This window comes from Bacteroidota bacterium (assembly GCA_016706865.1).
GTDB lineage: Bacteria > Bacteroidota > Bacteroidia > Chitinophagales > BACL12 > UBA7236.
The window spans coordinates 678148-691595 of record JADJIS010000003.1 but is presented as its reverse complement, the minus strand read 5'-3'; the positions used below and the strand labels follow the sequence as shown (position 1 = coordinate 691595).

General features: G+C 36.2%; 8 protein-coding genes. 4 read left to right on the top strand and 4 right to left on the bottom strand.

Annotated elements, in window-relative coordinates:
- Positions 1–335: 335 nt before the first annotated feature.
- Positions 336–1220, bottom strand: coding sequence for a transglutaminase family protein (locus IPI31_12480; GenBank protein ID MBK7568628.1), 885 nt, complete (start codon positions 1218–1220; stop codon positions 336–338).
- A gap of 333 nt (positions 1221–1553) precedes the next feature.
- A complete protein-coding gene (gene topA / locus IPI31_12475; GenBank protein ID MBK7568627.1) occupies positions 1554–3914 on the bottom strand; it encodes a type I DNA topoisomerase in 2361 nt (786 codons plus the stop codon).
- A gap of 141 nt (positions 3915–4055) precedes the next feature.
- On the opposite strand from topA, the gene IPI31_12470 reads away from it, so the two are divergent.
- The 4 genes from IPI31_12470 to IPI31_12455 all read left to right on the top strand — a co-directional run bounded on the left by IPI31_12470 (position 4056) and on the right by IPI31_12455 (position 8967).
- A complete protein-coding gene (locus IPI31_12470; GenBank protein MBK7568626.1) occupies positions 4056–5159 on the top strand; it encodes an Mrp/NBP35 family ATP-binding protein in 1104 nt (367 codons plus the stop codon).
- A 38-nt stretch (positions 5160–5197) separates the two neighbouring features.
- Positions 5198–5440: a NifU family protein gene (locus IPI31_12465; protein MBK7568625.1), complete on the top strand. Its 243-nt coding sequence runs from the start codon at positions 5198–5200 to the stop codon at positions 5438–5440.
- Between the two features lie 19 nt (positions 5441–5459).
- On the top strand, positions 5460–6278 hold the full coding sequence (pyrF, locus tag IPI31_12460; protein ID MBK7568624.1) for an orotidine-5'-phosphate decarboxylase: 819 nt from the start codon (positions 5460–5462) through the stop codon (positions 6276–6278).
- A gap of 1423 nt (positions 6279–7701) precedes the next feature.
- Positions 7702–8967 carry a DUF2851 family protein gene (locus IPI31_12455; protein ID MBK7568623.1) on the top strand — a complete coding sequence of 422 codons (1266 nt, stop codon included), beginning with the start codon at positions 7702–7704 and terminating at the stop codon, positions 8965–8967.
- A 270-nt stretch (positions 8968–9237) separates the two neighbouring features.
- Here IPI31_12455 and IPI31_12450 read toward each other — a convergent pair whose 3' ends face one another.
- Both IPI31_12450 and IPI31_12445 read right to left on the bottom strand, forming a co-directional pair.
- Positions 9238–10716 (bottom strand): T9SS type A sorting domain-containing protein, encoded by a 1479-nt coding sequence (locus tag IPI31_12450; protein MBK7568622.1) that lies wholly within the window; start codon positions 10714–10716, stop codon positions 9238–9240.
- A gap of 4 nt (positions 10717–10720) precedes the next feature.
- The gene (locus tag IPI31_12445; protein ID MBK7568621.1) at positions 10721–13423 is read right to left on the bottom strand and encodes a T9SS type A sorting domain-containing protein; all 2703 of its coding nucleotides are present in this window, start codon (positions 13421–13423) and stop codon (positions 10721–10723) included.
- Positions 13424–13448: the final 25 nt, after the last annotated feature.

Here is a 13448-nt window from a genome sequence, read left to right as displayed (position 1 = left end):
AAGGGATCACATGTTTATAGACAAATTCTCAAAATTGAATTTCGACCCCGAAGGTGGTCGCATGTTTAACACATAATACAAAAAAGTATTCTCCACCTATGTGATCTTTACATGCGACCCTTTCCGGGTCGGTTCTATAACGAATATTTTATCTATATACATGTGACCCTTTCAGGGTCAGAAATTAAATTTCAAATATTATTTTTTTAACCCATCCTACCTTTGCGGCTTTGCGAGAAAAAAATAAATCACGCAAAGCCGCAAAGGCGCAAAGAAACAGCCGCTGTATAATGCAAAATAAAATGTATTAAATTAAAATCAATTTGCGAGAAAAACTACTCCTCCCCTTCCTCACACAACCCCTCCAACTTCCTCAAATCATCCAACTTCCACTGATCATTGGGTTTGTCATGCAGGCGCATTAAATATTGGATATATTCTTTAATAATATTCTTATTCGATGCAGGTAGAAAATATTTATCACTGGCTTCGATATCCAGTTTTTGGAGATAATTTTTTATTTCGCGGTCGCTGAAGGCTAAGCCCTTGTTGTAGGGATTTATGTAGAATAAAACTTCTTCTTTATTGTTTTCGGTATCTTCAAAATCTGTTATATAATCTTTGGTGCGGACTAGGATGAAATGGGTGTTTAGGCGCACTCCGTAAACGGGCAGGTCTAATTGCTGACATAAAACCAAATATAATAATCCTATCGAAAAATGATTTCCTTTAAATGCATCTAAAACATTGTTGAGATACATGTAACGCAATTCATCATCATTATTTTGTAATCCTAAAAATTGATAATGGGAAAATAAAGCCTGATTCACCACATTCATTTGTTCGAGTGGCGATAAATAAGAATTAATTCCTATCCAGATATCTTTTTGAATGCGGGAAATTGTTTTTAATAATTGTTCTTCATCGAGTTCGGCGTATTGATGTCGCGTAACTATCATTATGCCTTTCAAAAGATCGGTGCTCTCAAATTGCACCCACTGCTCAAAATCTTTTTCTACTTCCGAAAATTGAATTTTATGAATGATCTCCTCTATCCTCTCCTGCATCACCGGATTCGGAATAGAAGTATATGCATCCTCCAACTTATCGATCACCACCGGCCCGAGAGAAAGTAGTTTCTCTGCCACATGATCGAATACTTCAGGATCGTTATCGTCCAGAAGAGAAATTAATGCAGCTATTTCGTTCGTGTTGCTCAAATTTTGTAGTGTGTGCTACTTTTATGGTGCGATGTTAAATTTTTCAATTGTCAATAGTCATTAGTCAGGAGGAAATACATCCGGCTAAGGAGGATCAAACTCATTACTCATTTCTCATTTTTAGGCCGGGAAGACGGGGAGTGCGGGAAGAAACCGGGAAGAATTAAATCTAAACTTACCGAATACTTACCGATCTCACCGACTTACCGGCATTTTTTATAAAGTTTACAGGGTTGGCAAGGTTTACAAGGTTAGCAGAATTAAGTCTTATGTCAACTTTCCATTGTCCTATGTCAAAGTCTTGTGTCCTGTATCCTGCATCCTGTGTCCGGCTCAAGCCTTCTTTTTACCAAACTTACGTTTTCCCTTCACCGATGGATCCGTATTCTTAATAATATCCAACACATCATCCAACGTCAATTCTAAAGCCACCTTATCCTTCGGAATTTTATAATTTTCTTTTCCCTTTTTAATATAAGCTCCGTATAAACCATTTAATACCTGAATTTCGTGTTCGGGGAAATCGTGTATTAATTTATTTTTATCCTTCAGGTCTTTTTCGTCGATCAGAACAATTGCTTCTTCTAAGGTAATAGCTGCAGCTTCGGTTCCTTTTGGAATGGAATAGAATTTTTTATTATTTCTTACATAAGGACCAAATCTTCCGATTCCTACAACCACATCATCTTCTCTGTATGTTCCTATTGTTTTTGGTAATTCAAATAATTTAATTGCTTCTTCTAATGTTAGGTCTGCAAGATTTTGTGTTTTTAATAAACCTGCAAATTTTGGTTTTTTTGCATCAGGATTTTTCTTTGCTTCTTTTGGATCCAAGGTTTCTCCCATCACAACCATAGCTCCGTATTTTCCCATCATTACTTTAATGGGTTCATTTGTTGTTGGATGAATACCTAATAAACGTTCACCGGTCACTTTTTGTGCGGTTTGCGTGGTAATTTTCATGTGTTCGTGAAAAGGCACATAAAATTCATCTATCATTTTTCGCCATTCCACTTTTCCGACTGCTATTTCATCAAATTTATTTTCAACGCTCGCAGTAAAATTATAATCCAATATTTGCGGAAAATTTGTAGTTAAAAATTCCGTTACTAAAACACCAAGATCAGTAGGAAATAATTTCATCCTTTCTGTTCCGTACGTCTCCGTCAATATTTTTTTATCTACTTTTTTATCCTTTAACTCATATTGAATAAATTGACGCTCCACTCCTTCTTTATCCTGTTTTACAACGTATTCTCTTTTTTGTACGGTGGATATTGTTGGTGCGTAAGTGGATGGTCGTCCAATTCCTAATTCCTCCAATTTTTTCACCAAACTTGCTTCCGTATATCTTGCTGATGGTTTGGAAAATTTTTGTATTCCGAACATTTCAATTAACGCAAGATCCTGACCTTTTTTTAACGGAGGTAATAACGTTGCATCATCATCTTTTACATCTTCCAATGCTTCGGTATACACCTTTAAAAATCCGTCGAATTTTATTATTTCTCCTTTGGCAACTAAATTTTCTTTGCGGGAGGAAATAGAAATATCTACAATTGTTTTTTCCAACTCCGCATCCGCCATTTGTGATGCCATGGTGCGTTTCCAGATGAGTTTATACAAACGTTTTTCATCAAAATCCATATCCACCTCATGATTTTCCATGTAGGTAGGACGAATGGCCTCATGCGCTTCCTGTGCTCCTGATGATTTTGTTTTAAACTGACGTGGGTTGTGATATTTTTCTTCGTAATTTTTTATGATCTCCGCTTTCGTTGCATCCAAAGCTGTTTCACTTAAATTCACGGAATCCGTTCTCATATAAGTGATATGTCCTTCTTCATATAATTTTTGTGCAATTACCATGGTGCGGGATACGGAAAATCCCATTTTAGTACTCGCTTCCTGTTGAAGAGTTGAAGTAGTAAATGGAGCAGATGGAGTTCTTTTAGCAGGTTTAATTGCAATATCCGAAACTTTAAAATCTGCACCAATACAATCCTTTAAAAAAGCCCCAACATTATCTTCTTTTTCAAATTTTTCAGGTAATTCAGCTTTTAAAGTGTATTCTTTTCCGGCATCATCTTTAACAATAAAATTCGCTGTTATTTTATAATGTGAAACTGCTCCGAAGGCTGATATTTCCTGTTCGCGTTCCACTATTAATCGCACCGCAACACTTTGCACTCTTCCCGCAGAAAGGGAAGTTTTCATATTTATTTTTCTCCACAACAAAGGAGAAAGTTCAAAACCTACAATTCTGTCTAAAATTCTTCGCGCCTGTTGTGCATCCACCAGATTGATATCAATATTGCGCGGTTTTTTAACTGCAGCCTCAATTGCTTTTTTGGTGATCTCGTGAAAAACGATGCGTTTTGCATTTTTAGAATCCAGTCCTAAAACCTCACTCAAATGCCAGGAAATTGCCTCACCCTCACGGTCCTCATCCGTCGCTAATAAAATTTCATCTGCACCCTTCGCCAATTTCTTCAATTCCTTTACCAGCGCTTCTTTATCGGCGGAAACCACGTATTTCGGTTCGTAGTTATTTTCAAAATCTATCCCGAAATTCGTTTTCTCCAGATCGCGAATATGTCCGAAACAAGACCTTACCACATAATCCTTCCCCAAAAACTTTTCGATGGTTTTTGCCTTTGCAGGTGACTCCACGATCATCAGATTTTTTACCATTTCAATACTTTAGTTGGGTGCAAAGATAAATTTATCGTTCACATACAAGCATTGCGCCCCATTTTTTTATCCCCAGTTTATAAACCTTTGCAGATCAAGTTTTGTTCTCCACGCAGTAACTTTGACCTTAAAATGATAAATATGGAGCTTTCCGTAACCAATATATTGAATGCCCTGCGCAATGTGGATGATCCGGATCTGAAAAAGGATATCGTAACCCTGGGAATGGTGAAAGATGTGGCTGTAGAGGGCAAGAACGTGACCTTTACTGTCGAATTAACTACTCCGGCATGTCCGATGAAGGAAGAGATCAGACATGCCTGTATCACGGCTGTGAAGCATTTGGTGGACAAAGAGGCGATTGTGGATATAAATATGACCTCCAGGGTGTCGTCGGTGCGAAACAGCAACGATCTTTTATTACCCGGGGTGAAGAATATTATTGCGGTTTGCTCCGGTAAAGGAGGAGTAGGTAAGTCCACAGTTGCGGTAAATCTTGCGCTGGGACTGGCAAAAACGGGTGCAAAGGTTGGTTTGATGGACGCTGATATCTACGGCCCATCGGTTCCTTTGATGTTAAACCTCAGCAAGGCCAAACCCAAGGTAATTGATCAAAACGGCAAGGCGATGATGATTCCGTTGGAGCAATACGGCATAAAATCGCTTTCTATAGGTTATTTAGTGGACCCAGAACAGGCTGTAGTATGGCGCGGACCCATGGTGAGCAGCGCTTTGAAACAATTTGTTACCGATTGTATTTGGGGGGATTTAGATTATCTTATCATTGATATGCCTCCGGGAACAGGAGATATTCACTTAACCTTGGTGCAGACGGTTCCGGTTACGGGTGCAATTATAGTTACAACGCCGCAGGAAGTTGCTTTAGCTGATGCACGCAAGGCAGCGGGAATGTTTAAAATTTCCAATATTAATGTGCCGATAATCGGGGTGGTGGAAAATATGGCGTACTTCACTCCTGCTGAATTGCCGGAAAACAAATATTATATTTTTGGAAAAGGGGGAGGAAATACGCTCGCGAGAGAATTAATGGTTCCTTTACTCGGACAAATTCCGCTGGTTCAGGGAATTCGCGAGGGTGGTGATAGTGGAAAACCATTTATGCTGAGGGATGATGACGCAATAACTTCCACAGCTTTTGAAGAAGTAATTAATAATACAGCACGATTTATTTCCATCAGAAATGATGAAAAGGCTGCAACGAAAGTTGTGGAAATGATTCGATGATGATTTAAATCCGTAACTTTGCACTATTATAATATAATATGTCGATCAGTAAAGAAATTTATAGCCAGGTAGAAACATCCCTCGATACCATTCGCCCTTATCTCAATAAAGACGGTGGTGATATAGAAGTTGTAGAAATAACAGACGACATGATAGTGCGCGTAAAATTGCTTGGTGCCTGCGAAAGTTGTCCCATGAGTTTTATGACGATGAAGGCGGGTGTGGAACAAAGTATCAGAAATGCAATTCCTTCTATTAGAGGAATAGAAACCGTAGCTTAATTTATTTTCCAAAAGCGGAATGAATAAACAAGAGATCCTACAACAGATCAAAAAGAAAAGGTCTTATCTCTGCGTTGGGTTGGATACCGATATTGAAAAGATACCTGCACATTTAAAACATTACAACGATCCGATATTCGAATTCAATAAACAAATTATCGATGCCACCCGAGATCTCTGTATTGCATATAAACCCAATATCGCTTTTTATGAAGCAAGTGGAAGTAAGGGTTGGGAAAGTTTAGAAAAAACAATTGCATATATCGGCACCGATCATTTTACCATTGCGGATGCAAAACGTGGAGATATAGGAAATACATCTTCCCGATATGCAGAAGCATTTTTTAAGACCATGCCCTTTGATGCAATAACGGTTGCTCCTTATATGGGAAAAGATTCCGTTCTTCCCTTTTTACAATTTGAAAATAAATGGGTGATATTATTAGCATTAACATCCAATTCAGGAAGTGAAGATTTCCAATTAATGGAAGAAAATGGCGAACAATTATTTGAGCGCGTAATTCGCACCGCAAATACCTGGGGCAATTCAAATAATTTAATGTTCGTTATCGGCGCAACCCATCCCGAATATTTTACCCGCATAAGAAAAATTGCACCGGATAATTTCTTTTTAGTTCCCGGTGTAGGCGCGCAAGGCGGTGATCTGCAGGCTATTTCACGCAACGGAATGAACGCCGAATGCGGATTAATAGTAAATTCTACACGAGATATAATATACGCTTCAAACGGCGAAGATTTTGCAGAAAAAGCAAGAGAAAAAGCATTGGTTGTGCAGAAGGAAATGGAAGTGCTTTTGCAGGAGAGAAATATTGTTTAAGGCGATTTTTTGAATTAAGAAATTTGCACGATTTGATTTAGTAAAATCGAATAGTTACATTTTTCATTTATAAAATATTACTTCAACCTCGGGAAGGGGCGGAATTATTATAGAAATAAATACCACAACCCCGGCTAGGGGTGACATTATTATAGAAAAAAACAGATAAAAAATTACCACAACCCCGGTAGGGGTGGCATTATATCCCACCCTATAAAAACGATCATGAACAATAATTGGTTATTTTAATCGTATTTCTTTTTTGAAATATAGGTTTTGCATACAAATACGTAATTTGTATTATGGGGAATAATGCCACCCCTAACCGGGGTTAATTCGCTAATTAATAATGGGTTACTATAATAATGTCACCCCTACCCGGGGTTAAATGCATTTATAATTGATTTGGTTACTATAATAATACCGTCCGCCGTAACGAATTAAATTCATTTATAATTTTTTGTATATATAAAAAAACCAACCTGTGGATGAAATTATTATAGAAAAAAATACCACAACCCCGGCTAGGGGTGACATTATTATAGAAAAAAACAGATAAAAAATTACCACAACCCCGGTAGGGGTGGCATTATATCCCACCCTATAAAAACGATCATGAACAATAATTGGTTATTTTAATCGTATTTCTTTTTTGAAATATAGGTTTTGCATACAAATACGTAATTTGTATTATGGGTTATAATGTCACCCCTACCCGGGGTTAATTCGCTAATTAATAATGGGTTACTATAATAATGTCACCCCTACCCGGGGTTAAATGCATTTATAATTGATTTGGTTACTATAATTATACCATCCGCTGTATCGGATTAAATTCATTTATAATTTTTTGTATATATAAAACCACCAACCCGTGTGGATGAAATTATTATAGAAAAAAAAATACCACAACCCCGGCTATGGGTGGCATTATTATAGTAAAAATTAAGAAAAAATTACCACAACCCCGGTTAGGGGTGACATTATATCCCACCCTACATTACGCGGATTAAAAATAATTACGTAAATTGAAAGTAAGGCGATTTGAAACATCGTTTTTGCAAAGCATAACGTAATTTGTGTTTTGGGTTATAATGCCACCCCTACCCGGGGTTAATTCGCTCATTATCTATGGTATTACTATAATAATGTCACCCCTACCCGGGGTTAAATCCAGCCTATTTTGACATAAGCTCGAATCAAAACGCCAAAAGCGCGAACAATTATTTGAGCGGATAATTCCAACAAAAGTTACCATCTCCACAGAAAATTAAAACTTGTAAAAAACAAATAAAATTTCTTTTGAAAGCAAAAAATATTGTTTAATTTTATTTATTGAATTTAAAAATTAGCTTGATTTGGTTTAACAAAATCGAATTAATACATTTTTATATTCATTATTGTTTATCTCTAAAAACCCTTTATGAACGAAGCATTTATCCAGTATATCTGGAAGATGAAGTTGTTCAATACCACCGATTTAAAAACAACGGATGGTGAACCTCTTCTTATTATTCACTCCGGTGAACACAATTTTCACTCTGGTCCCGATTTTACGAATGCGAGAATAAAACTCGGCGATACCACTTGGGCGGGCAATGTAGAGATACATATTCGCTCCGGAGATTGGAAAATTCACAAACACGTTTCAGATCGCGCTTACGACAATGTGATATTACATGTTGTGTTTGAACATGATGATTTAGAAAATAAATTGCCGACTTTAATTCTGAAAGACAGAATTGATGCTAAATTAATTTCTCAATATAATTTCATGATGCAAACAAGCGCATGGATTCCTTGTGAAAAAAATATTAAAAATACGGAAGAGATCATTATCAAAACGCAACTCAACCGTTTACTCACCGAACGCATCGAAAAAAAAGCATTGAATTTTGAGCAGCGATTATTATTAAATACCAACGACTGGGAGGAAACCTGTTATCAATTAATTGCGCGCAATCTCGGTACCAATGTAAATGCAGAGCCCTTCGAGCGCGTTGCGAGAAGTCTGCCCTACAAAACCATTTTGAAACATATTAATAATCCCATGCAGGTAGAGGCATTATTATTCGGACAAGCAGGATTTTTAGAAGGAAATTTCCGCGAATTATATCCCAATCAATTGCAATCGGAATATCAATTTTTAAAAAAGAAATATCAGTTGGAAGGAATTCGCACTCTCGAATGGAAATTCTTGCGCATGCGACCGGCTAATTTTCCAACGATACGCATGAGTCAGTTTGCAAATTTTGTTGCGGCAAAAGAAAAAATATTTTCCACCATCCTCGAATTAAATGATATCAAAAAAATAAAAAAATTATTTGAGGTGCATGCCGGCGATTATTGGAAGGAGCATTATCATTTTAAAAAAGCGGTGGCAGTTAAATCGGCTGCTTTGGGGGATGATATGATCAATCTTATCCTAATCAATACCATCTCTCCCCTCCTCTTCCTCTACGGCCAAAAAACCGGGGAACTGCAATACATTACACGTGCCATTGATCTTTTGGAGCACCTGGAACCCGAACACAATAATATTATCCACAAGTGGGAAAGTCTTGGCATAAAACCCGCACACGCCGCCGAAAGTCAGGCTTTGCTGGAGTTGAAGAAAAATTATTGCGATTATAAACGCTGTCTGGAATGTGCAATTGGTCACAAAATTTTGAAATCTGAAAAAAATTGATAAATTTTGTAAACAGAAATGTTATACAAACTCAAACATCTTATCGAAACGGGCGCCTTTGGTGTTTGCTCTTGGTTGGGCGAGAAAATGGGTATTGCCTCCAGTCGTGTGCGCCTCTTCTTCGTGTATGTCACATTTCTAACCTTTGCCTCTCCTGTCATCATTTACATGATCCTTGCCTTTTGGATCAATTTGAAGAATTATGTGAGGGATAAGATTGATCCGGTGAGGGATTTGTAGGAGAGCTTTAGGTGAGCTCATAATAATCAATTATAATTTTACGATTTTGTCATGATAAATTTGCCCATGGTTATTTGAAACAGAAATTAAATATATACCTGGTTTAAGATTTTCTATGTCAAAATTAAATGGAACACCAGATTTTTCTGAAATTTCCTCTTTTATCAGAATGGTTCCGGATATATCAGTGATAATAATTGTTTGGGGGATAAATGGATCAGAAAATTCTATATTTAATATCCCAATTGTTGGATTTGGGTAAATGTCAATTGTGTGACTTTTTATCGGATCAATAATTCCTGTAATTATAGTGTCGCACTCGCTGTCTGTAAGTGGGCCTAAATTATAGTTTGGGTAATTTGGTAAACCATATAATGATCTTCTGCCTCCAAGCCATATAGAATTTGAATCCACATCGCATGAAACTCCTTCTACATCAGGGAAATTTATAACATTTAAATTCATGGTTTCCTCACTGTATATAAAATTTGGAAAAATTGTATAGGAAGTAGTAAAATAAAGCTTGGCGTTTGCAGCAAGTTGAATTTGCCCTATTGTATATTCATAAACATCAAAATTTACATCTGAAATAAGTTCATAAATTAGTGTTTTTGTTGCCGGAAAAGGATCATTACAATTAAAGCAATATTGAAATAATTTAGAATGTTCAATTAGGCCTTCAGTAGAAACATATAGTTTATTTCCATCCGGGCTGAAAGCGCATCCATATAATTTCTCTAGTGCAATATCTGCATTGGGAATAAAATATAATTGTTCCAGCAAGCCCTCACATCTATCAAATGAATATATTTCAAGACAATTAGTATCAGCAATAGCCATTTTACTCCCATCTTGTGAAAATATCATTTGACCAAAATTATTTCCCATTCTACTAAAACCTACTTCCTGAGTTTCAATTGTTATGGTGTCTGGTGTTAATAATAATTTGTAGAACAGATTGGATGCATCAGGCTCTATACCTTTTTTATGGACAAATAACCACCAATTTCTCCCGTTTGCATGTTTTACTGAGGTCATCTGCTCTGTGAGAGGATGATCAATAAGAGTTGAATTTTTCAAAACTATATCACCTGATCCAGCATCGAAGCTCAAGTCAACAACACTATATGAAAGACCATTAACTGACAATATGAAAATATAATATTCATTGATATGGCTAGGTCTCTGAATTATATGTGCACCTTGTGTAACACTTGAACCTATTTCCCAATATTGATCAATATCCAGACAACATCCATTTGGCATTATTTCATGATCTCTGTTCCAAACATACTTTCCATCAGTGTAAAATAATAGATTACCCATGTCGTCAGATATTGAAGCGCTTGATTCTTGAATAATCGAACCAGCTACTGTATCACACATTATTCCACCGGAAAATGTCATTAATAAGGAGTCTCCAAAAAACCAATTATTCATCTGATTTTGACAATTTGACTCCTTCATCATTACTATCAGTAGATAAAGTAAAATAATTCTGTAAATCATATTACTATAATTTTATTATTTTACCGAATTGTTGATTACCTGATTTATCTATAAAAGTAAATAGGTAAATACCTGCTTTAAATTGGGTAATATCCATGTTATAGGTTGTTTCAGTTAATAAACCTATTGACATGTTTAATATAACTGCTCCTGCCAAATCAGTAACTAATATTTTATCCGGTTCAAAATATTTAGATATTTCAATATAAAAAATTCCGTTTGTTGGATTAGGATAAGGTGAAAATGATATAGAATTAATTTCCCTCTCTTCCATATCTTCAAAATCAGGAGGAGGAAAACAGATAACTGTATCAAGAACAGCCCTTGCAAAATAAACCGCTTTGCCTGCATCATTATTTTTTTGGGTTGCTATTCCGATCAAGGATGCTCGATTTTCTTCTGTTATTTCTAAAACTCCATCTTCGTTGATTGATTGTAAATAAATATCAATTACTGCAGACATATTATCCTCCAATGAATTAATTGTTTCGATTCCCGCTAGCACTGTTTCTGCTTCATTATATTCTCGAATATTAATTAAGGAGAAAATATTTCGATAGTTTTCGAGGTTAGTTTCAGCAATTAACATTTCAAGATGTTCGGTAGCCGTATCGGGTTCAATATAGAGAGAATCATTATTGATCATATTCAGCCCTGCGTCAAGCAAAAGATAAATATCATTAATTGTTGCACCCTCATTTAATTTGTTACTTAAATTTTGATAATAGGTTGCAAAATATCCGGTTAAATCCAAATCATCAGTTAACTTTAAAGAGTTTTCAACTCCTAATTTTCTTTCAGCACCACTTAGTCTGGGTAGTTCGTATTCGGTGAATTCACAAATGTCTTCGCCACTAGGCCCTGCGGCTGATAAAATTGGGCTTATAACAGTCCCTGTAATGGTTATATTTAAACCCGTACCACCAGCCTCCACCATATCATAAATTTCATCATCATCCCTATATCGCCATGTTAATGTGCTTCCATCGGTTCCACCAGTCATAATAGTTCTATTACCCCAAGTTGAAGGATCACCTGTGCTCGGGTACCATTTATTATCACTTGGAAGAAATGGGGAGGAAAAATTTCCTTGTATAGGTCCAATATTACCATCGTCTATGTCATTAAAACAAACGCCTCTGGTGCAATTAGTAATCGTATTACAAACGATATTTCCGTCAGGAGAATCCTGGTCACAATAAATACCATATCCGCAATTGGAAATATCATTTGCAAAATAACAACGGAAACCTTCACTGGCTTCAATTCGAATTCCTAACGTGGAACTTGAAGTTGCACCATGTCCATCAAGGATATTCAAATCCAACTTTGCAAAATAACAATCTTCTATAGAAATCCCTGAGGCAATGTCGAGCCCACCTGTCGGGAATTTGAAATCTATAATATTTGTTGAAATTTGTAACCCATTCTGAACATGTCTTGCAAAGATTCCACATTGGACATTTTCGATGGTATTACCAGTTATAACTACATCAGTCGTTTCAGGTGCATTCAAATCATAAAAAATTCCGGTTCTTACAAGACTTGTAGAGAGTGAAGGTGTGTTGATAATTTCATTACTTCGAATATAAAAATCACCTGATTCATTATCATTGCAATAAATTCCATATTCATGGGCATTTTCAATTTCATTGAAGGTAATAAAATGAGTTTGGGGGCAACCGTCGATAAAAATTGCTTTCCTCATATCATATGAACTCCCAGTTGCATTCCCAACAAAAATATTCTTCATAATATTTGAACTATAATAATCCGTTAGTGCAATACCATATTCAACTGATTCGAAATAATTATAAACTCCTGCAGAAGTGGTTGATGGTCCAATGTCAACATGACAAGGAGTGGCCACAGAGGCTCGTCCATAAATTCCTATACCAAGAGACGTACTGTTTAAAATATCATTAAATTTATTGTTTGTTATTGTGGCATTAGCATTAACTAAAAATATACCATATTGCAAATCGTGAAAAGTGTTGAATTCTGAACCTATTCCAATGAAATTCCCGTTCCCAACATTTATTGAGGAGGTTCCATTAATACCATCACCATATATTCCCGCCAAGCCAATACTTCCCGAAACAGGATCAATCAAACTTAATGCACAAATTTCGGTATCTTCTACTAATCCGGGATGAACTCCTCCCGTATAAGCATCAATGTAAATGCCAATATCGTTATTACAGAATAATGTACCATTTGTAATTTGAAAATCAGCTGCTGAGGTAGTTGTGTTATCAGAAAAGACACCCATTTCAGCATGTGCAATTGTAGATTCCTGTATTACAACTGTACCCCCAGCCAAAACATGGATACTTTCCCACATATCTTCACCTGATTTAGCAGAGATGTAACTATCATTATAGATAACTAAAGTTTTTCCACTATTAACAGTGATTTCCACACCTGGCATAATTGCTATATCAGTACTATTTATTACAAAATTCACATCTATAATAAAATCAAATTGAAGAAGTACAGTTGTTGCAGACCAATCATCGCCAGCAACATCAAAGTCATCAGCTGTTTGTCCAACCGTAGGATTTACAGAATAGCTGCCATATGACAACGGATCGCATGAGCATTGAGTTTTGCCCAATTTTACACTGAAGATTAAAATACAAAGGAAAATACTCGTAATAGTTTGTTTAATGCCTTTAAAAGGGAAAGAGAGTGTTAAATTTTTCATATCCGAGGTTTTACATGATATAATA

Excerpts from the sequence above, each read along its gene's own strand:
- IPI31_12455 (MBK7568623.1), top strand. The coding sequence starts at position 7,702 with ATGAACGAAGCATTTATCCAGTATATCTGGAAGATGAAGTTGTTCAAT.
- IPI31_12465 (MBK7568625.1), top strand. The coding sequence starts at position 5,198 with ATGTCGATCAGTAAAGAAATTTATAGCCAGGTAGAAACATCCCTCGAT.
- IPI31_12470 (MBK7568626.1), top strand. The coding sequence starts at position 4,056 with ATGGAGCTTTCCGTAACCAATATATTGAATGCCCTGCGCAATGTGGAT.
- pyrF (MBK7568624.1), top strand. The coding sequence starts at position 5,460 with ATGAATAAACAAGAGATCCTACAACAGATCAAAAAGAAAAGGTCTTAT.
- IPI31_12445 (MBK7568621.1), bottom strand. The coding sequence starts at position 13,423 with ATGAAAAATTTAACACTCTCTTTCCCTTTTAAAGGCATTAAACAAACT.
- IPI31_12450 (MBK7568622.1), bottom strand. The coding sequence starts at position 10,716 with ATGATTTACAGAATTATTTTACTTTATCTACTGATAGTAATGATGAAG.
- topA (MBK7568627.1), bottom strand. The coding sequence starts at position 3,914 with ATGGTAAAAAATCTGATGATCGTGGAGTCACCTGCAAAGGCAAAAACC.